Source organism: Crystallibacter permensis (genome assembly GCF_025960875.1).
Classification (GTDB): domain Bacteria; phylum Actinomycetota; class Actinomycetes; order Actinomycetales; family Micrococcaceae; genus Crystallibacter; species Crystallibacter permensis.
The window spans coordinates 1-20,724 of sequence record NZ_JAODLR010000023.1 but is presented as its reverse complement, the minus strand read 5'-3'; the positions used below and the strand labels follow the sequence as shown (position 1 = coordinate 20,724).

Below are 20,724 nucleotides of genomic sequence, written 5' to 3'. Positions count from 1 at the left end.
TTTTGCTCGGATGCAGCCACGGGCATTTGGTTCTCAGGCCTCCTCTCGGCGACTGTAGATTTCCACCGGGGCCAGCGTTCCTTCGCGGATCGCTTTGGCCAAGTGTCCCATCCTGACGGCTCCTTCCGGCCCGAGTACCAGCTGCATGCCCGCCAGCCGAGGATCGTTTTCGGCCAGCCGGGCCTGTGCGCGGGTCAGGAACTCCAGCGCGAAGCCGTGCCGGTTGCGCTCGCCGGTCAGGGTGAATCCGGCTGCCTCCAGCTCCCGGACATAGTCCTGGGGCGAACGGAGGAAGGACGTTTCGGCGCTCGCCGCCCACGGCAGGGGAAACTGGGGGTCGCCCTCGCCGGTGACCATGATGTCGTAGACGGCGAAGATCCCGCCGCGCCTGAGCACGCGGTGGACTTCGCTGAACAGGGCGTCCTTGTGTTCGACGTTCATGCCGACGTGCATCACGGTTGCCACGTCGAATTCGCCGTCGCTGAAGGGGAGGTCCAGGCCGCTGGCCTTGGAGAAACCGACCTGGCCGGTCAGGCCGCAGCGCCGGGTCAGGGATTGCGCCGTGGTGACAAAGGACGGCGTGATGTCCACGCCCTGTACCATGGCGCCGAAGCGATGCGCGAACATGCGGGCCGGGCCGCCGATGCCGGAGCCGATGTCCAGCACCCGCATGCCGCTGCTGATGCCGGCACCTCGGGCCACGTTCTCGGCAGCTTCGGCACCGCCGACATGGAACTGGTCAACCGCGGCCAGATCATCCGGCTCGAAATGGTCCGGATCGAGGCCGGCAGCGGCCAACCCGGCGAGGAGGGCATCCTCCAGATCCGGCTTCCCGTAATGCTCGGCGACAACTTGTTCAGCGTCCACGGCGGGCTCCCCACTGGTTTGGATGGCTGAAATTCTACGCCCGGCCGGCACCCCGGGCCGGATTAGCTCCCCGTCTTTCCCACATCCTTTGCGTCGAGGATGGTGTAGGCGTAGCCCTGTTCCGCGAGGAACCGCTGGCGTTTGGCGGCGAAGTCCTGGTCCAGCGTGTCCCGCGCCACCACAGTGTAGAACCGCGCAGCCCGCCCGTCCGACTTGGGCCGCAGCAGCCGTCCCAGCCGCTGGGCTTCCTCCTGCCGCGAGCCAAAGGAACCGGAAACCTGGATCGCCACTGCGGCCTCGGGGAGATCGATCGAGAAGTTGGCGACCTTGGAAACCACCAGGGTGTGCAGGGATCCGGAGCGGAACTCGTCGAAGAGCCGCTGGCGCTGCTTCACCGAGGTCTCGCCCTTGATCAGCGGCGCGTCCAGCCGTTCGGCGAGCTCGTCCAACTGGTCGATGTACTGCCCGATCACCAGCAGTTGCTCGCCCTTATGGTGGGCCACCAGCCGCTCCACCACACCGGTCTTGGTATCGGAGGTCGCGCAGAGACGGTACTTGTCGGCGTCGTCGGCCATTGCGTACGCCACGCGCTCGTCGCGCGGCAGATCCACCCGGACCTCCACGCAGTCCGCAGGCGCAATGTAGCCCTGTGCCTCGATGTCCTTCCACGGGGCGTCGTAGCGCTTGGGCCCGATCAGCGAGAAGACCTCGCCCTCGCGGCCGTCCTCGCGCACCAGCGTCGCCGTGAGGCCGAGCCGCCGCCGGGCCTGCAGATCCGCGGTCATGCGGAAGATCGGCGCCGGCAGCAGGTGGACCTCGTCGTAGATGATCAGGCCCCAGTCGTTGTTGTCCACCAGCTCCAGATGCGGGTAGAGCCCGCCGCGGCGCAACGTGAGTACCTGATACGTCGCGATGGTTACCGGCCGCACCTCCTTGAGCGAGCCGGAGTATTCGCCGATCTCGTCTTCGGTCAGCGTGGTCCGCTTGAGCAGCTCGTCCTTCCACTGCCGTGCGGAGACCGTGTTGGTCACCAGGATCAGTGTGGTGGTCTGGCTCGTGGCCATCGCCGCGGCGCCCACCAGCGTTTTGCCCGCACCGCAGGGAAGAACGACGACGCCGGAACCGCCCGCCCAGAAGTTCTCCGTAGCCACCTGCTGGTAGGGGCGGAGCTTCCAGCCGTCCTCCTTCAGCGCGATCGGATGCGGCGTGCCGTCCACGTAGCCGGCGAGGTCTTCGGCGGGCCAGCCGAGCTTAAGCAGCAGCTGCTTGAGCTGGCCGCGCTGCGAGGAATGCACCACGGTGGTCTCGCCGTCGATCCGCGGACCGAGCAGCGGCTGGATCTTCTTGGCGTGCATGACCTCCTCAAGCACGGGATAGTCATCGGTGCGCAGCACCAGCCCGTGCTGCGGGTCCTTTTCCAGCCGCAGCCGCCCGTACCGCGACATGGTCTCTTCGATATCGATCAGCAGCGCGTGCGGCACGGGGAAGCGCGAGTACTGCAGCAACGTGTCCAGCACCTGTTCGGCATCCAGCCCGGCCGCGCGCGCATTCCACAGACCCAGCGGCGTGATCCGGTAGCTGTGCATATGCTCCGGCGCGCGCTCCAGTTCGGCGAAGGCGGCGATGGCATGGCGCGCCTCGGTGGCCTGCTCATGGTCCACCTCCAGCAGGATGGTCTTATCGCTCTGGACGATCAGTGGTCCGTCAGCCATCGGTGGTGCTCCTCTTCTTGCCGCCGGTCTCATCGACCAGCTCGATGTCCATCACCCGGTGGATCGAGACCACCCGTTCGCTGTCGCGCTCGGCGTCAAAAACGCGCAGCCGGCCGCCGCCCACGGAAAGCGGCTGCAGGACCTCGTGCCGTTGGGCGCCGTTGGGTTCCACAATCCCGATCCGAACCGGGCGCTTGAGCCGGATCGCCTTGCGCAGGGTCTCCAAGGCCAGCAGCGGCTCGGCCTCGGCGCCAGCGGCGGACTTGGCCGGCGTGCCCGCTCCGCGCAGCCGGTCCAGCTGGGCCTGCAGGTCTTCGTCCGTGAGCACCCAGGGATTGGTCCGGACCGGGAACGACGACGGCGCGCTGCCGGCTACCCGGCCAACCCCGCCGGAGTTGGAGGTACTTCCCGCGGCGCCTTCTCCGCCGCCTCCGTGAGCGCCATTCAGGCTGCTTCCTCCGCCGCCGGCGCCAACCGCAGCGGCGAGGGCAACGCCGTCGTTATCCTTGTCGGGTGCGGGGGAATAGCCGAGCCCGCGCAGGGTGTGCAGCAGTTCGCGGGCGCTCGACTTCGACGCCAGCACCGTGGGCGCCAGCCTCCGCAGCCCCAGCAACGCGGCCCGCGGATCCGCCAGCAACGCGTCCAGGAGCTCGGGGTCGTCGCCGCGCAGGTAGGAGGACATGGTGCCCACCCGGACGGCACCGTGCCGTGCGGCGGTGTCTTCGACCAGGTAGCGCAGGGGCTGCGGCACCTCGGTGGCCGAGTGGCGGGTCAGGAACTGCAGGATGCCCTCGGCGTCCTGCCCCGCATCCAAGGCCCGGCGGACGGAATCCGCGGAGAACCGGTAGATCGCGGCCGGCCCCTGCCCCTCGGCGGTGGACAGCAGCGCCAGTTCGCGGTTCACGGCCGGCTCCAGGTAGCCCGGGGCTACGGCCGTCAGATCCGCTTGCAATAGGAAATGGCTCAGCGGTTCCGGCAGCTGGCGTTCCAGCAGCTCCGCGGCGTCCTCCGGCTCGCCGGCCGCCAGTGCGGCGCCCAGCTCGGTCAACGCGCCGGAGCCGAGCAGGCCCAGCCGTGCGGCTTCAACCAGCATGCCCGGCACCAAACGCTCGAACCGGCGACGGAGCCGCGGCTGGTGCCAGCAGAGGTAATCGGTCACCAGCGACTCTGCCGGCGCCGCCACTGATGTGCCGTCGCCAAGTGGGACGGAGAGTTCGACGAGGGCATCAAGCAACCGATGGCGGACGGCGGGTGCATCGGGACGCGATGCTTCCGCAGCGAGGGCATTAATGCCGGACTTCGCCGCGTCAGGCCGGGAGCCAGGCTGGGCGGGGGACCCCACGAGCGCGGGCGCACGGTCGAGCGCCAGCCACGCCGTGGCCAGCAGCAACCACTGATGGTGGCGTTCGAACCCGGCGTAAGCGCCGGCGTCGTTGGTCTTCCACTTGCTGGTGTCCACGTCCAGGGTGAGCAGCCCGGCCGCCGCGGCGAGCTCGAGCAGCCAGCACACCTCGCCGGTGTCGATGCGCAGCTCGTCTGCCAGCCGCTTGATTTCCCGTACGCCGACACCGCCGGCGCGCAGGGTTGCCGCCGGCGTCGCGTCGGTGAGCACCAGGAGCTCGGAGACCAGCCGCAAGGTCTCGGCGACGGCGGAATAGGCAGCATTGTCGCGCAGGCTGGCCCGGACCGTCCGCGCTGTCCCCGTTGCGGACCTTGGGGACCCTGCGGACCACGCGGACCCCGCGGCCTTCTCGTCGGCCCGGGCGAACCCGGGGGCCGAGGTTGCCCAGGGGTTGATCACGGCACCGCCGCGGGCCGCGATCCCGGCAGCGCGCGGCAGCTCAACGTGGCTTGCATCCACCGGCACCAGCAGACCGCGGGCGAGCATCCACTCCACCGGCGAGGCCCCGGCGTCGTGCACATCAAGGTTCCGGAGCGCCTGCGGAACCGTCCCCACCGGGGAGCGGCGGAACCGTTCCAGCAGCTCGCCGGTCTTGGGCGGCGCCTCGTCCAGGAGCGACTCCCAGGTGCCAGGCGCGGAGAGCCATGATTCCAAGGCGCGGGCAGCCGCGGAAGCCTTGTCTGCCGGAGGCAACTCCGCAAGCCCGTCTGCGGTGGCGAGCGGGTAGCCGGCAGCCGTGAGGGCGACGACGACGGCGACCATGCGTTCGCCCGCCTCGGCGCTGGCGGCGGCGAGTTTCGCATAGATACGGCCCAAACCGGCAGGATAAGGACCGAGCACATCCGGAAGGCTGGCGACGGGGAGGAACCCGGCCTGTCGGTCCGCTTCGGCCGGAACGGGTACCAGGAGGCCCAGCGTATGCAGCTTGGCGAGGTAGGCGTCCAACTCCTGCACGGTGGTGTCGCCCGGCTCCTGCTCGGTGGTGTCGCCCGGCTGTTGCACGAGGTTGTCCGGCGCAGGAACGAGCAGCGGTTGGAGTGCCTCCGCGTCGATGCCGGTGCCGGCGTCGATGTCGGTGGTCAGGACGATCGTTTCGAGCAGGTCCAATTCCGGCCGGGAAAGTTTCTCCAGTGCCCGCTGCAAACTGATTCTGGTGCAAGCCCTGGCGGCCAGGGCGGAAAAATCCGGAACCGGAGGCAGGCACAGATCCGGACGGGCGCTCAGCAGCGCCCGCAGCTGGCTATCGCTGCGGGCAGCCAAATCATCGGCCAACGCACGGATGGAGGACATCAGATTAACGTTACCCCGCCCGGCAAGCCCCGAAGCCGGCGGGAAGGCGCCGGTATCAGCACCGGAGCGGGTTGGACCGATGTAACTTCGCGTTAGAGGCTGCGCCGGCGCCGGATGCTGCGCAGGATCAGGAAACCCAACAAGAGGAACGCCACCGGGAAACCCGTCCAGGCGATGGCAAGGAAACCGGGCCAGGCTTCGTGCCCAAAGAGGGCGCTGACCAGGATCACGGTCAGGCTGGCAAGTCCCGCGAGGGATAGGACAGCGGCAATACTCACCAGGGCGATCAGCAGCCTGCTCGTCTCCGGGCGGGCCGCGGAACTGGACGACGGAACAGGGGCGGACATGCAGATAACGCTAACAGCGGACATGTTGCCGGCAAAGTCCGGGACGACTGTCGGAACAAGCTAATCTAGATAGAGACTTCCCCGTCTATGGTTACCGTACAGCCAGCACAGATCGCTGGCACCGGAACCTGCACGGGACATGAAAAGCGCAGCAGCGGGCGATTACCCTGCAATGGAATCGTAGAACGAGGTAACTGAAGTGCCCATCGGCAAGGTCAAATGGTTTGACACGGAAAAAGGTTTTGGATTCCTGGCCACGGATGAGGGCCAGGAAGTCTTCCTGCACGCCTCCGCATTGCCGGCCGGTGTCACCGACGTCAAGGCCGGCACCCGTATGGAGTTCGGCGTGGCCGAGGGACGCCGGGGAGCGCAGGCCCTTTCTGCCCGCATCATCGATGCCAAGCCGTCCGTCGCGAAGGCCGTCCGGAAGCCGGCGGAAGACATGGCCATCATCACCGAGGACCTCATCAAGCTGCTCGACGACATCTCCAACGGCCTTCGCAAGGGCCGCTATCCCGACAAGGCACACTCGGCCAAGGTCGCTGCCGTGCTGCGCCACGTCGCGGATCAGCTGGACGTCTGAGCCGGCGGAGTCCATACATGAGCAGCGCTGAGACAGAAACGGAATCTGCAGTGGAACCGACAGTAGACACCGCCGCGGAAAGCACTGCTCCGGCACGACGCCGGCCCGCTGCCAAGCGGCCAGCCAAACTGGATGCACTGCTGGCCGCTGCCGTGGACCGTGCCCGTCAGGGCGTGCTTGAAATGGCTCCGGCAGAACAGGTCGGCGACCACGTGGGCGTGGTGGCTGAGGCCGAGCGCCTGGTAGTCCACCGGTTCGAATCCAAACTCCCCGGCTACATCGGCTGGCAGTGGTTCGCCTCGCTGGCGCGCGCACCGCGGAGTAAAGAGATCACGGTCTGCGAAATCGGACTGCTGCCCTCGGAGAAGTCGTTGCTGTCACCGGACTGGGTTCCGTGGGCGGAGCGGGTCCGTCCGGAAGAGGCCGCCGCGGAAGCGGAGAGCCTCGCGGACGAAAACAGGGCAGAAGAAAACAACGACGGCGAAAACAACGACGGCGCGGGCCAGACCTCGGACGAAGCCGCGGACGACGTCGATGGCGCTACCGAAGCTGGGCAGCCAGACGAAGCTGCCGCTCCGGCGATGGTCGAGGCCGCTGACCAGGCCGCGGCCGACCCTGCTCCCTGGGCTGAGGAACCTACCTCGCAAGCCGGCCCAGCTGAGGCTAACGCGGAGGCATCCGCCTAACCCACCCGCGCCCACATGAATCTGCGGCAGAAAGGAGCGCCTGTATAGATGTTCCGTTCGCTGCAGTTCTTCAACTACCGCATCTGGTTTGTGGGGGCGATCGTCTCCAACATCGGCACCTGGATGCAGCGGACCGCTCAGGACTGGCTGGTTTACGACATCCTGACCAAGCAGGACGCTGCAGCCATGGGCATCGTCATGGCGCTCCAGCTTGGCCCGCAGCTGCTCATGGCACCGTGGTCGGGACTGATCGCGGACAGCTTCAACCGGCGCCATCTGCTCATGATCACCCAGGTTTCCATGGCGCTGCTGGGCCTCGGGCTGGGTCTCATGGTGATCACGGGCGTGGTGGAGCTCTGGCACGTCTACGCCTTTGCCCTGGCCTTGGGCATGGTGTCCTCAGTGGATGCCCCGGCCCGGCAGACCTTTGTCTCGGAGCTCGTGCGCGATGAATTCCTGCCCAACGCCGTCGCGCTGAACAGCACTTCCTTCAACCTGGCCCGCATGGTGGGACCGGCCGTCTCGGGCGTGCTCACGGTCGCCGTCGGACCTGGCTGGGTTTTCCTCATCAACGCGGCCACGTTCGGGGCGATGATCGCAGCTCTGCTGGTGATCCGCGGCAGCGAATTGCGCCCGCTGCCCAAGGCAGGCAAGGGCAAGGGCAGAATCCGCGAGGGGTTCCGCTATGTGCGCCGCCGGCCGGACCTGATGATTGTCATGACGGCGATCTTCATCATCGGAACCTTCGGGCTGAACTTCGCCATCTATATTGCGGCCATGGCCCGGACCGAATTCGGCGGGCACGCCGGCGATTTTGGCTTGCTGTCGTCCGTCATGGCCATCGGCTCGGTCATGGGATCGCTGCTCGCCGCACGCCGTGACCGGCCCCGGCTGCGGTTCATTTTCGGGGCCGCGGCAGCCTTCGCGGTCTCCTGCACAGCAGCAGCCCTGGCGCCCAACACCTGGTTGTTCGGCCTGGCTCTCGTGCCCATCGGGGTCTCGGCGCTGACCATCATGACCAGTGCGAACGCCTACGTGCAGACCAATACGGACCAAGTGATGCGTGGACGCGTGATGGCCCTGTATATGGCTATCTTCATGGGCGGAACCCCGATCGGTGCGCCCATTGTCGGCGCCGTGACCGACGCATTCGGACCACGGTGGGGCCTGGGCGTGGGCGCGCTTGCCGGGCTGGCCGCGGCGCTGGTTGGCTTCATCTGGGCATGGCGCGCCAAGCAGATGCGTTTCCAATACGACCGCACTGCCAAACGGAAGCTGCGCATCACTTATCTGCAGCAACGGCCGTAGACTGCCAGAGCCGTGGCGCGGGCCGTGGGAGAGTCTACCCGGCCCGGAGCATGCCGCACCGCACAAACAACGAGGCACCCTGGAAAACCAGGGTGCCTCGTTGGTGCAGTTGGGGAGTCAGCCGTTCAGCTGCTCGATCACGTAGTCCACGCAGTTGAGCAGGGCGCTGACGTCTTCCGGCTCGATCGCGACGAAGGTGGCGATGCGCAGTTGGTTGCGGCCAAGCTTGCGGTACGGCTCAACATCCACCACACCGTTGGCCCGCAGGACCTTGGCGACGGCGGCGGCGTCGATCGAATCATCGAAGTCCACCGTGGCAATGACGTTTGAACGGTGGTCGGGATTAACCACATAGGGCGTGGCGACGGCGGATGCCTCGGCCCAGCTGTAGACGCGGCCGGCGGAATCGGCGGTGCGCTTGGCGGCGAACTTCAGGCCGCCGTTGCTGTTGAGCCACTCGATCTGGTTGTTCAGTGTCACCAGGGTGGTCAGGGCCGGCGTGTTGTAGGTCTGGTTCTTCAGCGAGTTATCGATCGCCGTCTGCAGGTCCAGGAAGTCCGGGATCCAGCGGTCGGTGGCGCCGATCTTTTCGGCCCGCTCCAGCGCTGCAGGGGAGAACATGCCCAACCAGATACCGCCGTCGGATGCGAAGTTTTTCTGCGGGGAGAAGTAGTAGACGTCGCTCTCGGAGACGTCAACATGCAGCCCGCCCGCGGCGGAGGTGGCGTCGACGAGGACCAAAGACCCTTCGTCCGCTCCGGCCACACGCTTGACCGGAGCGGCAACGCCCGTGGAGGTTTCGTTCTGCGCCCAGGCGTAGACATCGACCCCGGCTTCCGCCTTCGGGCTGTGCAGGGAACCGGTCTCGGCCGTAATGATGGAGGATTCGGCCAGGAAGGGGGCTTTGTTCGTGGCCGCGGCAAACTTGGAGCTGAATTCACCGAAGGAGAGGTGCTGGGCCTTGTTCTCGACCAGGCCGAAAGTTGCGACGTCCCAGAAAGCAGTGGCCCCGCCGAGGCCGAGGATGACTTCGTAGCCCTCGGGGGCCTGGAAGAACGTCCGAAGGCCCTCGCGCACGCTGCCCACAAGGTTCTTGACTGGTGCCTGGCGGTGGGAGGTGCCCAGCAGATCCCGGCCGGCCGCCACAACGGCGTCGATCTGTTCGGAGCGGATCTTGGACGGTCCGGCACCGAAGCGACCGTCCTGGGGGAGCAGGTCTGCGGGAATGCTTATTGACTGGTTGTCGCTCATAAGGGCTTCTTCCTGGCGGGCTTACGGTGATCTTTAGACAGTTCGCCATTGAACCTCCACACATTCTGTCGCAGGCATCCGGCTGTCCGATAGTTGAGACGCGCATATTTCGCATAATGGACGTGGGACGCTGCGCGTTCCGTAATCTGTCGTGTGTCTGGTGCAAACACGGGAATTATCGGGCCCTGCGGCAAACAAGATAACCTTGTTGGGGGACCACGACGCCGGTGCGTCGGCTTTCGGATCTATCCCGCCACCTGCGCTGAGGAGCAAGAATTCCAGTGACTGATCTCATCGACACAACCGAGATGTACCTTCGGACCATTCTCGAGCTGGAAGAAGAGAACATCGTTGCCCTGCGGGCCCGCATTGCGGAGCGCCTGCGCCATTCCGGACCTACCGTTTCCCAGACCGTGGGACGGATGGAGCGTGACGGTCTGGTTGTTGTCTCCGGCGACCGGCACCTGGAACTTACAGAGAATGGCCGGCGACGCGCCACCGAGGTGATGCGCAAGCACCGGCTGGCCGAACGCCTCCTGGCGGACGTCATCGGCCTGGACTGGGCTTATGTCCACGACGAAGCGTGCCGGTGGGAGCATGTGATGAGCGAGCGTGTGGAGCAGCGCCTCTATGACCTGCTGGGCAAACCTACTGTGTCGCCTTACGGGAATCCCATCCCGGGACTCGAGGCCCTCGGTGGAAAGCCGGCCGAGCAGTTCATCAACGGCGTTGTTAACCTCACAGAAGCGATGCGGACGTACCAGCCGTCGGACACCGTGACCATTGTCCGGCTGGCCGAGCCGATCCAGGTGGAGCCGGAGCTGCTTCTGCAGCTTGATGAGGGAGGCCTGAAACCCGGGGCCAAGCTGCAGCTGGAGACCGTTGGCGAATACATTTCAGTACGTGTCCCAGGCATCGAAGGCGCCCTCGAGCTGCCGCCGGAGGTGGCTGGCCACATCTTTGTGGCGTTCGATTCCGCCCCAGCTGGAAACGCTTAACCGGGTTGTCCACAGGGTGGATAACCGAATTATCACTCTGAAGGGTTTCCCTTTATAGTTGTTGCTTGACGCCGATGCATTGGCGTCACCTGATCCGTAGCCGAACCCTGTCAGCGGATCAGGGACCCGCATTGACAGGGGCGGAGGACCCACCATCGGCAGCCCACCCAGCTGCCTAGGGGTGAAGCCACGCTTGATGTCGGTACCAGCTGCTTATTGCGCTGATGCCGCACGTCTTGTGGCCGAGTTATCTCTTACTCGAATCCGACAGCTAACTTCGCAGGCTTATAGGAGAGGGAAGACTTTTGTCAGAACAAAGAGCCACGGGACGGCGTCGTTCGGCCGCCCCGGCAGGTAGGTCGCGGCCGCGTTCAGGAAGCACCGGCCGTCGACGCGCCGAAGCTGCTCCATCGCCCGCTGCTGCAGTGGTCCGCGGTGCAGGCCACAAGGCCGCCATTGTGGCAACCGCATCCGGCATGGCACTTACTGTCCTGCTGCCCACCACTGCAGGTGCCTCAGCGTCCGGCGAACCGGCCGTTGATACTGCAGCGGCCGAGGTCGCTGCCGTGGCTGCAGCGCCCGTAACCGCGGCAGCGGAAGTTGATCTGCACTTCCAGCGTGCCGGCCTGACAAGCAATTTCGATCCGGACACTAAGCTCGAACAGGTCATGGTGGCATCCGGCAGCGATGCCAAGGCCGTCAGCAGTGAGGGCACCCTGTCCCAGCCGATGGACATGGAGAGCATGAAGATGACCTCACCGTTCGGTATGCGGGTTAATCCCGTGACCGGATATGCGGGTGAAATGCATACCGGCCAGGACTACGGCGCAGCCTGTGGCTCGCCGGTCTACTCGGCCGCCGGCGGCACGGTTAAGGAAGCCGGCTGGTTCGGCGGCTACGGCAACCGCGTAGTAGTGGACCACGGCAACGGCCTGGAGACCACCTACAACCACCTGACAAGCATCAGCGCCAAGATCGGCGACACTGTCAGCCGTGGGGATCTGTTGGCCCAAAGCGGTACGACCGGTAATTCCACCGGCTGTCACCTCCACTTTGAGGTAGTTGTCAATGGCGACATGGTCGACCCCAAGGGCTGGCTGTAACCAAAGGCACACCATTCCGTGATCGGAATGTGACTTGGATGATGAAACGTTATAGTGTCGAACCCGTGCCGAAAACCGGAACATGGTTTGGTACCTCCGGGTGGATTGCCTAGCTCTGCCACTTCCCGGGGTCCGTTCGCAACGATTTCGCATGGCAGAGGCGGGGGAACCAACTTCCGGGCTTCTTAGGAGGCCCTTGGGGTTAAGTCGTGGTTGTTCTTGGCTGAGGCCGGGGCTTCCATGGCCGGATGACTCCCATCCGAACCCGACAGCTCACCTCGCAGGCATTGGGAGAGGTAATCACTCGTGTCTAAGAACACTGCTGCTTTGGGCCGCCACCGTGCTGCGCCCGTCCGTACTAGCCCGTTGGAGAGTATTTCCAAGGCTGTTTCTTCGAATGCCGGTTCCGTGGGCCGCCAGGCTGCTGTGATTGCTGCCGCGTCCGGTCTGGTTCTTTCTGTCGGCGTTCCGGCGCAGGCGACCAATATTGAGCGTGAAGCTTCGGTCCAGGCTGCTGCTGCGGCTCCATCGCGGGTGCAGGTTGAGGCTGTGCAGGCTTCTGCTGCTGTTGAGCTGGATCTTGAGCGTTCGGGTGTGACCTCGACGGCTGCTCCGGTGGTTGAAGAGCCGGAGCCCGTGGTTGAGGCTGTGGCCGAGGAAGTTGCTCCGGTGGTTGAGGAAGCCGCTGAGAAGGCTGTCGCTCCGGTTGAGAAGGCCGAGGAGGCCCCGAAGCCGGAGGCGAAGGCTGATGTTGCTGCCAGCGGTATTGGTGCCGCGTTGGTGGCGTCGGCTTACGGCCAGATCGGTGTGTCGCAGGACTGCACCGCGATGGTCGAGAACGCGCTGCGTTCGGCCGGTATCTCCGTGGGCGATCTGGCTCCGGCGCAGTTCATGGCGTACGGTACCCAGGTTTCGACGCCGCAGCCGGGCGACATGATCTATTACGACGATGCTGGTGCCGGTGTGCCGCACATCGCGATCTACGTGGGCAACGGCCAGGCCATCCATGGTGGCTGGACCGGTTACACGACGGCGCTGGCCGATGCTTACATCGGTTCGGGCCCGGTCTTCATCCGCCCCAACGGCTAAGACGCAACTTGCAAATACCCGGCTGATCCAGCCCGCATGTCCACACACGGACAGGTCCGCATCCTTAAGGGGGTGCGGACCTGTCCGTTTGATTATTTATCTCGGTTTTCCGCGCCCGCAATTTCTGCCGCGTGCTGTATTGGGGCCGTATTTCCCCCGCTTCCCGTCACGTTCAGGTAACGGCGCGAAAATGTGAATTAAATCACGCTGCAGTGAAAGAAAACCGTGAATTTCCGGGCCTTGATGAAACGATACGAGCTGGGCAGACGCTGCCTGGCCGATTAAGGGCGAATTGCCCGTGATCGGAATGTGACTTAGCCCTGGAAATCTTATACCGTCTTGTTCGTGCCAAATCGGAACATGGTTTGGTACCTCCGGGTGGATTGCCTAGCTCTGCCACTTCCCGGGGTCCGTTCGCAACGATTTCGCATGGCAGAGGCGGGGGAACCAACTTCCGGGCTTCTTAGGAGGCCCTTGGGGTTAAGTCGTGGTTGTTCTTGGCTGAGGCCGGGGCTTCCATGGCCGGATGACTCCCATCCGAACCCGACAGCTCACCTCGCAGGCATTGGGAGAGGTAATCACTCGTGTCTAAGAACACTGCTGCTTTGGGCCGCCACCGTGCTGCGCCCGTCCGTACTAGCCCGTTGGAGAGTATTTCCAAGGCTGTTTCTTCGAATGCCGGTTCCGTGGGCCGCCAGGCTGCTGTGATTGCTGCCGCGTCCGGTCTGGTTCTTTCTGTCGGCGTTCCGGCGCAGGCGACCAATATTGAGCGTGAAGCTTCGGTCCAGGCTGCTGCTGCGGCTCCATCGCGGGTGCAGGTTGAGGCTGTGCAGGCTTCTGCTGCTGTTGAGCTGGATCTTGAGCGTTCGGGTGTGACCTCGACGGCTGCTCCGGTGGTTGAAGAGCCGGAGCCCGTGGTTGAGGCTGTGGCCGAGGAAGTTGCTCCGGTGGTTGAGGAAGCCGCTGAGAAGGCTGTCGCTCCGGTTGAGAAGGCCGAGGAGGCCCCGAAGCCGGAGGCGAAGGCTGATGTTGCTGCCAGCGGTATTGGTGCCGCGTTGGTGGCGTCGGCTTACGGCCAGATCGGTGTGTCGCAGGACTGTACCGCGATGGTCGAGAACGCGCTGCGTTCGGCCGGTATCTCCGTGGGCGATCTGGCTCCGGCGCAGTTCATGGCGTACGGTACCCAGGTTTCGACGCCGCAGCCGGGCGACATGATCTATTACGACGATGCTGGTGCCGGTGTGCCGCACATCGCGATCTACGTGGGCAACGGCCAGGCCATCCATGGTGGCTGGACCGGTTACACGACGGCGCTGGCCGATGCTTACATCGGTTCGGGCCCGGTCTTCATCCGCCCCAACGGCTAAGAGCTTCAACAGGGCAGCGCGCTACCCGAACACGTTTCCACGGTCCGAGCAGTACCGCGTCCCGGGCGTTCCGCCGTACGGAGGCCTGCCGGCATCTCCCGGAGGCCCCAGTTGCAAACGCCGGTCCGCCCATGGCGGAGCTGGATCAGATCTGGATTAGCGTCTTTACCTTCAGGGTCGTCCTCCGACGAGGACGACCCTGAAGTGGTTTAACGAGTAGGTACACCGCGCGCTCTTAGTTGGCGGCGTCGCCATCTGGCGAAGGCCGGACGCAACGTTTCATCGACGCTGCCTACACTCCTGCTCAATCTCGAAGGGCGAATAATTAGCGCCGCGGGCGTGATTCCGCTTACTCTAACTCTTGTCAGTGTCGAATCACCATGGCCGGGATGCAGTCGGTCCCGCAGTCCCGGGCGTGGCCGGACGGACAGGAACGTGCATGCGCACACTCGTTCTGAACGCTGGATACGAACCGCTGGCGGTAGTGACCTTCCGCCGGGCGCTGCTACTTGTGCTCACCGGAAAGGCGAGCATCATCGCTGAGGACGGCGAACCCGTCGTCGGGCCCAACGATATATTCGGCAGGCCATCGGTCATCCTGCTAAACCGCTACATCAAGATTCCCTACCCGCAGGACATGACGGTGACACGTCGGGGCGTGCTGCGCCGGGACAATTACGAGTGCGCGTACTGCGGGAAGACGGCCAATACCGTTGACCATGTGAAACCGCGTTCGCGCGGGGGAATCGACAGCTGGGAGAATCTCGTTGCCTGCTGCCTGCGCTGCAACAACGCCAAGGGGGACCGGACACTGAAGCAGATGGGATGGCATTTGCGCATTACCCCGCGCGCTCCCCGCGGCAGCCACTGGCGGATCCGTGAACTGGAGCGCCCGGCACCGGCGTGGGGCGAGTTCCTCGACTCCAACCCGGCGGCTTGATGAGCCTGTCCGGATTCGACGCCGTCATCCTGGCCGGCGGCCGTTCATCGCGGCTGGGCGGCGAGCCCAAAGCCCTGCTCCGCTACAACGGCCAATCGCTGCTGCGCCGCACCTTGGATAATGTTCGAGCGGCCCGGCGCATCGCCGTCGTTGGTCCCGATGAGCTTCGCGCGGAACTGGAAGCCTTCATTGACGCCGAGCCGGAAACCACAGTGGTCCTGACGCGTGAGGATCCTCCATTTTCCGGCCCGGCGGCAGGAATCGGCGCGGCAGTCAACGCACTGCGCGAAGGCTTTGCCAACGACGACGACGGCGGCGCCGCCTTGAGAGCGCCCCTGACCTTGATCTTCGCGTGCGACATGCCCGCGCTGGGCACGCTGCCGCAGCAGCTTCTTGACGCGGCTGAACGGAATCCAACTGTTCAGCTGGTGCTGCCGGTGGACGCCGATGGCCGTACCCAACCCTTGGCGTCTTGCGTCAACAGCGCGGCATTGGATGCAGCAGCGGCGGGATATCGCCCAGACGGGCTGGTCGGAATGCCGGTACGGAAGTTATTCGAGGGGCTGAAATCACTGCAGCTCCCGCTCGCGTCGACGGCGACCGCCGACGTGGATACCTGGGATGACGCGCAACGCTTTGGCATAGCACCGCCGGCACCGTAGCCTGAACTCATTATTGAGCTGTTCCTGCACCCGCTTTGTGCGTGGCGCAGGGCGGAAAGAAACATCGGAGGACCAGGTGGCCGGAGCCGAAGAAATGCTTGAACCTTTCGTCGCAGAGCTGCTCGCAGCCCTGGAGATTGAGGACACCCCGGTGGACCTTGAGGCAGTCCTGGGGCTGGCCGGAGTCGCGGCCCACAGCGTGATCCGCCCGGCGGCGCCTGTGACCACGTTTATTGTCGGCTATGCCGCGGGACTGGCTGCCGCAACCGGACAGGCAGCGCCGGCCGTGGCCATGCGTGCCGCCAGCCGTGTGGCGGATGAAGTTGCCCGTCGTCACGCTACCGAAGAAGCACCCGAAGCAACCGGAGCAACCGGAGAGGCAGGAAACGGAAGCGCCGGAAACGGAACTGGCGAGTCCGGACAGGCGTGAGGCACGAAGAGCCCTCCGTGAGCTGGGACGCGGCGCGGGAACTGGCCTATAAAACCGGGCAGGACAACCGCGCCCGCCCCGCGTCCGTTGACTTGGCGCATTGCACCGGGCTGACGTTGGCGCAGGACGTCGCGGCGGAGTTTGCCGTGCCGCATTATGCTTCCTCTGCCATGGACGGATGGGCTGTTGCTGGTGCGCCTCCGTGGGAGCTGGTACTGCCCGGCACGGCGCTCTTGCCTGGTGAGGCAGCCTCCGTGGTTACCGGTGGGCTGATACCAGCCGGTGCCGAAGCCGTACTCCGGAGCGAATACGGTGCAGCGGAAAGCGCTGCGGCGCAAACCATGCTCCACCGCCTCCGGGATATTCCGGCTACCGAACCCCCGCCCGGGCGGCACATTCGCCCGGCCGGCGAAGAAGCTGCTGCGGGGGAGCGGATCATCGCGGCCGGAACCAAGCTCACCCCCGCGCACATTGCCATTGCCGCAGTCTGCGGCCATGACCAGCTCCCGGTTTACCCGAGGCCGTCGGCTGCGCTCTTGCTGACCGGGGACGAAGTTGTTACGTCCGGCGTCCCCGCGCCCGGGCAGGTCCGGGATACTTTCGGTCCGACCCTTCCCGCGATCATCCATGTCCTTGGGGGTGAAGCTTCCAGTTCCCGCCGGTTGCCGGACGACTTTGAGGCCACACGCCGAGCAATCCTTGAGTGTGGCGGGGACGTTGTGGTCACCACCGGCGGAACCGGTCATTCACGGGCGGACCACCTGCGCCGGGTCTTGGCCGAACTGCGGGCCGAGGTCCTGGCACCCTCCATCCGGATGCGCCCCGGCCATCCCGCCCTGATGGCCCGCCTCGCCGACGGGAGGACGCTGATAGGGCTGCCCGGAAATCCGCTCGCCGCCATGATGGCGCTGCTGACCCTCGGCGGCCCCCTGCTCGCCGGCATGACCGGAAGGCAGGTGCCGGACATGGGCCGTGTTGCGGCCGGAACCCGGTTCGCCCCGCTGGATGGCAGGGACCGGTTGATTCCGTATGCGATGAGGGAGGTGGGCGCTGTGCCCGCTGGCCACGTCGGGTCCGCCATGATGCGCGGGCTGGCCAATGCGGACGGTGTCATCGTGGTTCCTCCGGAAGGTGCCGCTGTCGGGCAGGAACTGCGTACCCTGCCGCTGCCTTGGTGAATTAAGCTGGCAGTAGTCAGCAAGGAGATTATTATGGGACGCGTAACCCAGCGCCGCAAGGTGCTCAGACTCAGCCTCGACGGCCAAACCAACCGCCGGGTGGATACCCTGGCCGCGGAGGAGCCGCTGGAAATCAGGCTCGGCGGCAAAGCCTTCAGCATCACCATGCGCACCCCCGGGGATGACTTCGATCTGGTCGCCGGCTTCCTCGTTTCGGAAGGCGTGGTTTGGGAGGCTGCGCAGCTTGGCGCCATGCGCTTCTGCGCCGGCGAAGACGAACAGGGCCGCCAGACATATAACGTTATCGAGGCTCAGCTGGCTCCCGGCGTCGCACTTCCGGATATCTCGCTGGAGCGCCACGTCTACACCTCGAGTTCGTGCGGGATCTGCGGAACGGCGTCCATCGACGCGGTCACCAAAAGCTCGCATTTTCCGATCCTGGGGGCAGATACGGCCGGCGCGGATGAGGACACAGAGAACGACGACGGCGGGCTGGCTGGCAGCGCGTCCCGGCATTTGCCGTTGGAGACGCTGCTCTCCTTGCCCGATAAGCTGCGTGAACGCCAGCAGGTTTTCGACCGGACGGGCGGTGTACACGCTGCCGGGCTATTCAGCTTCGATGGCGAGCTGCTCTGCCTGCGGGAAGACGTCGGCCGGCACAACGCCGTCGATAAGGTGGTGGGCTGGGCGTTGCGGGAAGGCCGGCTGCCGCTGAACGACACTGTCCTGCAGGTTTCGGGCCGTGCTTCCTTTGAGCTCGTGCAGAAGGCCTACCTCGCCGGAATCCCCGTGTTGGCCGCCGTCAGTGCGCCGTCATCACTCGCCGTCGAACTCGCGGAGGAGTCGGGACTGACGTTGGCAGGATTCAGCCGAGGTAACACTGTGAATATTTATGCTCATCCTGGACGAATTATCGGAGTCAAGGTCGAGATCCCCCTGTGATACGGGATACATTGGGGTCATGGCTCGCCGTGCACCTATAAATGACATAAATGAAGACGCTCTGGAAGTCCAGGATCCGAAGACAGCCGCTGCCGGCGTCAAAGCGGTCATGGTCTCCATGGAACGAGGACTGGCCCAAGCCGGCGTAAGCCGAACCGTCCGTTCGATGCTCCGGGTCAACCAGCATGGCGGCTTCGACTGCCCAGGCTGCGCTTGGCCCGAATCGATCACCGGCAAGCGCAAGCCAGCCGAATTCTGTGAGAACGGTGCCAAGGCCATTGCCGAGGAAAACACCCTCCGGACCGTGGGCCCGGAGTTCTGGGCCGAGCATTCCATTAAGGACCTGGAGGAGAAGACCGAGTATTGGCTCGGCAACCAGGGACGGATTACCCAGCCGGTCGTCATCCGGGAAGGCGAAACTCACTATTCGCCGATCAGCTGGGCTGAAGCATTCGCCCTCATTGGCGAACACGTCCGGGCGACGACGCCGGACCAGTGCGTTTTTTATACCTCGGGACGTACTGCCAACGAGACAGCGTTCATGTACCAGCTGTTTGCACGGTCACTGGGCACCAATAACCTGCCTGACTGCTCCAACATGTGCCATGAGTCCTCAGGCTCGGCGATGAACCCCACGATCGGTATCGGTAAGGGCACCGTTTCGCTGGAAGACCTGCACGAGGCCGAGCTGATTTTCGTCGTCGGACAAAACCCGGGCACCAACCATCCGCGCATGCTCTCCGCGCTCAGGGAATGCAGGGACAACGGCGGAAAGGTCGTGTCCGTCAATCCGCTGCCCGAAGCCGGACTGATGAAGTTCAAGGACCCGCAGAGCGTTGAGGGGCTGGTCCAGGGCGGCAGCCAGATTTCCGATGAATTCCTGCAGATCAAGGTCGGCGGGGACCTGGCACTGTTCCAAGCATTCGGCCATTTGTTGCTGGAAGAGGAAGAGCGCGTTCCCGGCTCAGTCGTGGACAAGGCCTTCATCGAGCAGCAGACCGAAGGGTTTGAAGCCTACCGCGAGGCACGCAAATCGATCGACTGGGATGAAACCGAGAAGGCAACGGGGCTTTCACGGATGGAAATCGCCAAGATCGCCGACCTGCTGGCCAAGTCCAAGGCAACCATCATCTGCTGGGCGCTGGGCCTGACCCAGCAGCCTCACTCGGTGGACACGCTGAAGGAAATCATCAACCTGCTCCTGCTGCAGGGCAACTTCGGCAAGCCCGGAGCGGGCGCTTGCCCGGTCCGTGGGCACTCCAACGTCCAGGGCGACCGGACCATGGGTATCTGGGAGAAGCCCAAGGAATGGCTCCTCGAAGCTCTCGACAAGGAATTCGGCATTGAGTCGCCACGTGAACACGGCTTCGACTCAACGGAAGCCTTGCATGCCTTCGAGCTGGGCGACGTTGATGTTTTCGTGTCCCTAGGTGGAAACTTCGCGCTAGCCAACTCGGATACCGCGGCGCTCGAGGCAGGCATGAAGCGGGCCGGGCTGACCGTCCATATTTCCACCAAGCCCAACCGGTCGCACGTTGTCCATGGCAAGACCTCTCTTATCCTGCCCACCTTGGGGCGGACCGATACGGATGATAAGCACCCGAAGGGGCCGCAGTTCCTGTCCGTGGAAGACTCGATGTCTGTTGTCCACTCCACGCGTGGACGCCTTACCCCCGTCTCGGAGCATCTCTTGGCAGAGCCGGTAATCATCGCCCGCATGGCACAGGCTGTCCTAGGCGACGACCATGTTGTGGACTGGCGGGCCATGGCAGAGGACTACGACATCATCCGCGACCACATTTCGCGTGTGCTGCCGGGCTTTGAAGACTTCAACCAGCGAATCCGCACCAAGAACGGTTTTGTGCTGCCCAATCCGCCACGGGATTCGCGCTCCTTCGCCACGGACATCGGCCGCGCCAGGTTCACCGTGAGCCCGTTGGAATACCTGTCGGCTCCGGAAGGGCACCTGATCCTGCAGACCATGCGCAGCCACGATCAGTACAACACCACGTTCTACGGTTTGGACGACAGGTACCGTGGTATCTCCAACGGCCGCCGGGTCATCCTCGTGCATCCTGACGATCTGAAGGAGTTGGGTTTCGAGGACCGCGAGTTGGTGGATGTCATCAGCACGTTCCAAGGCACGGAACGCCGAGCGGACAGCTTCCGGCTTGTTTCCTATCCGACGGCACGTGGTTGCGCGGCTGCTTACTTCCCCGAGGCAAACGTCCTGGTCCATCGGGAGTTGGTAGCACGTGAATCCAACACTCCCGGGTTCAAAGCGATCACCGTCCGGTTCGTCCCGGTGAAGGAAAGCGAAAACGAGCTTGTTGCGGCTGCCGGTCAGTCAGATCACGCTGGGCAGACTGAGCAGACGGACAGTGTTAGCGAGATGATGCCGAGCTAAGCGGGGCCGCTTCACCAACGGTCAGAATGGTGGTTCTTTTTCGGGTTCCGGTGGTGGTGGTTTTTTGGGTTTGAGGCGTTTGCGGAAGTTTTCGGGCAGGGCGTCGAGGATCCGGTCGGTGAAGGTGGGTGGTCCGGCGCCGGTGTCGCCGGGTTTGGTGGT

General features: G+C 64.6%; 18 protein-coding genes and 3 riboswitches. Of the genes, 13 read left to right on the top strand and 5 right to left on the bottom strand.

The features are described 5' to 3' along the window. Positions 1-33 precede the first annotated feature (33 nt). From B0G38_RS19510 to B0G38_RS19495, 4 genes are all read right to left on the bottom strand, one after another. Positions 34-867, bottom strand: coding sequence for a class I SAM-dependent methyltransferase (locus tag B0G38_RS19510; protein ID WP_264670983.1), 834 nt, complete (start codon positions 865-867; stop codon positions 34-36). A 62-nt stretch (positions 868-929) separates the two neighbouring features. Further along, complete coding sequence (locus tag B0G38_RS19505; protein ID WP_264670982.1) at positions 930-2,579, bottom strand: DNA repair helicase XPB; 1,650 nt, start codon at positions 2,577-2,579, stop codon at positions 930-932. After that, complete coding sequence (locus B0G38_RS19500) at positions 2,572-5,271, bottom strand: helicase-associated domain-containing protein (RefSeq protein WP_264670981.1); 2,700 nt, start codon at positions 5,269-5,271, stop codon at positions 2,572-2,574. Before B0G38_RS19500 ends, B0G38_RS19505 begins: the two co-directional genes overlap by 8 nt. A 92-nt stretch (positions 5,272-5,363) precedes the next feature. Continuing rightward, positions 5,364-5,618, bottom strand: a complete 255-nt coding sequence (locus B0G38_RS19495; protein ID WP_264670980.1) for a hypothetical protein — start codon at positions 5,616-5,618, stop codon at positions 5,364-5,366. A gap of 199 nt (positions 5,619-5,817) precedes the next feature. Between B0G38_RS19495 and B0G38_RS19490 the strand changes: the two genes are divergently transcribed. The 3 genes from B0G38_RS19490 to B0G38_RS19480 are packed head-to-tail and all read left to right on the top strand — an operon-like array spanning position 5,818 to position 8,195. Next, positions 5,818-6,201: a cold-shock protein gene (locus tag B0G38_RS19490; RefSeq protein WP_264670979.1), complete on the top strand. Its 384-nt coding sequence runs from the start codon at positions 5,818-5,820 to the stop codon at positions 6,199-6,201. 50 nt (positions 6,202-6,251) lie between these two features. Continuing rightward, on the top strand, positions 6,252-6,887 hold the full coding sequence (locus B0G38_RS19485) for a DUF3027 domain-containing protein (protein ID WP_264670978.1): 636 nt from the start codon (positions 6,252-6,254) through the stop codon (positions 6,885-6,887). 48 nt (positions 6,888-6,935) lie between these two features. Next, positions 6,936-8,195: an MFS transporter gene (locus B0G38_RS19480; protein WP_169997120.1), complete on the top strand. Its 1,260-nt coding sequence runs from the start codon at positions 6,936-6,938 to the stop codon at positions 8,193-8,195. A gap of 117 nt (positions 8,196-8,312) precedes the next feature. Here the strand turns inward: B0G38_RS19480 and serC are convergent, their stop codons facing one another. Then, entirely contained in the window at positions 8,313-9,446 is a 1,134-nt protein-coding gene (gene serC, locus B0G38_RS19475; RefSeq protein WP_264670977.1) for a phosphoserine transaminase, read from the bottom strand. A gap of 281 nt (positions 9,447-9,727) precedes the next feature. Here serC and B0G38_RS19470 point away from each other — a divergent pair, with 281 nt between their 5' ends. From B0G38_RS19470 to B0G38_RS19425, 10 genes are all read left to right on the top strand, one after another. After that, entirely contained in the window at positions 9,728-10,444 is a 717-nt protein-coding gene (locus tag B0G38_RS19470) for a metal-dependent transcriptional regulator (RefSeq protein ID WP_264670976.1), read from the top strand. 88 nt (positions 10,445-10,532) lie between these two features. After that, positions 10,533-10,745: riboswitch (cyclic di-AMP (ydaO/yuaA leader) on the top strand. 157 nt (positions 10,746-10,902) lie between these two features. Then, complete coding sequence (locus B0G38_RS19465; RefSeq protein WP_264670975.1) at positions 10,903-11,547, top strand: M23 family metallopeptidase; 645 nt, start codon at positions 10,903-10,905, stop codon at positions 11,545-11,547. A 132-nt stretch (positions 11,548-11,679) separates the two neighbouring features. Beyond that, positions 11,680-11,848: riboswitch (cyclic di-AMP (ydaO/yuaA leader) on the top strand. Positions 11,849-11,853: 5 nt separating this feature from the next. Then, positions 11,854-12,636 (top strand): C40 family peptidase, encoded by a 783-nt coding sequence (locus B0G38_RS19460; RefSeq protein WP_264670974.1) that lies wholly within the window; start codon positions 11,854-11,856, stop codon positions 12,634-12,636. 410 nt (positions 12,637-13,046) lie between these two features. Then, positions 13,047-13,215, top strand: a riboswitch (cyclic di-AMP (ydaO/yuaA leader). 5 nt (positions 13,216-13,220) lie between these two features. After that, the gene (locus B0G38_RS19455) at positions 13,221-14,003 is read left to right on the top strand and encodes a C40 family peptidase (protein ID WP_264670974.1); all 783 of its coding nucleotides are present in this window, start codon (positions 13,221-13,223) and stop codon (positions 14,001-14,003) included. A gap of 439 nt (positions 14,004-14,442) precedes the next feature. Further along, a complete protein-coding gene (locus B0G38_RS19450; RefSeq protein ID WP_264670973.1) occupies positions 14,443-14,943 on the top strand; it encodes an HNH endonuclease in 501 nt (166 codons plus the stop codon). Next, complete coding sequence (gene mobA / locus B0G38_RS19445) at positions 14,943-15,605, top strand: molybdenum cofactor guanylyltransferase (protein WP_264670972.1); 663 nt, start codon at positions 14,943-14,945, stop codon at positions 15,603-15,605. The genes B0G38_RS19450 and mobA overlap by 1 nt, the downstream gene beginning before the upstream one ends. Positions 15,606-15,681: 76 nt before the next feature. Beyond that, complete coding sequence (locus B0G38_RS19440; protein WP_264670971.1) at positions 15,682-16,035, top strand: DUF6457 domain-containing protein; 354 nt, start codon at positions 15,682-15,684, stop codon at positions 16,033-16,035. A 17-nt stretch (positions 16,036-16,052) separates the two neighbouring features. After that, on the top strand, positions 16,053-17,213 hold the full coding sequence (locus B0G38_RS19435) for a molybdopterin molybdotransferase MoeA (protein ID WP_264670970.1): 1,161 nt from the start codon (positions 16,053-16,055) through the stop codon (positions 17,211-17,213). Positions 17,214-17,246: 33 nt separating this feature from the next. Next, positions 17,247-18,155, top strand: coding sequence for a formate dehydrogenase accessory sulfurtransferase FdhD (gene fdhD, locus B0G38_RS19430; protein ID WP_264670969.1), 909 nt, complete (start codon positions 17,247-17,249; stop codon positions 18,153-18,155). Positions 18,156-18,174: 19 nt separating this feature from the next. Then, positions 18,175-20,562, top strand: a complete 2,388-nt coding sequence (locus B0G38_RS19425; RefSeq protein ID WP_264670968.1) for an FdhF/YdeP family oxidoreductase — start codon at positions 18,175-18,177, stop codon at positions 20,560-20,562. The last annotated feature ends 162 nt before the right edge of the window (positions 20,563-20,724 follow it).

Coding starts and splice junctions, on each gene's coding strand:
- B0G38_RS19500 (WP_264670981.1), bottom strand. CDS start 5,271: ATGTCCTCCATCCGTGCGTTGGCCGATGATTTGGCTGCCCGCAGCGAT.
- mobA (WP_264670972.1), top strand. CDS start 14,943: ATGAGCCTGTCCGGATTCGACGCCGTCATCCTGGCCGGCGGCCGTTCA.
- fdhD (WP_264670969.1), top strand. CDS start 17,247: ATGGGACGCGTAACCCAGCGCCGCAAGGTGCTCAGACTCAGCCTCGAC.
- serC (WP_264670977.1), bottom strand. CDS start 9,446: ATGAGCGACAACCAGTCAATAAGCATTCCCGCAGACCTGCTCCCCCAG.
- B0G38_RS19425 (WP_264670968.1), top strand. CDS start 18,175: ATGGCTCGCCGTGCACCTATAAATGACATAAATGAAGACGCTCTGGAA.
- B0G38_RS19505 (WP_264670982.1), bottom strand. CDS start 2,579: ATGGCTGACGGACCACTGATCGTCCAGAGCGATAAGACCATCCTGCTG.
- B0G38_RS19450 (WP_264670973.1), top strand. CDS start 14,443: ATGCGCACACTCGTTCTGAACGCTGGATACGAACCGCTGGCGGTAGTG.
- B0G38_RS19495 (WP_264670980.1), bottom strand. CDS start 5,618: ATGTCCGCCCCTGTTCCGTCGTCCAGTTCCGCGGCCCGCCCGGAGACG.
- B0G38_RS19480 (WP_169997120.1), top strand. CDS start 6,936: ATGTTCCGTTCGCTGCAGTTCTTCAACTACCGCATCTGGTTTGTGGGG.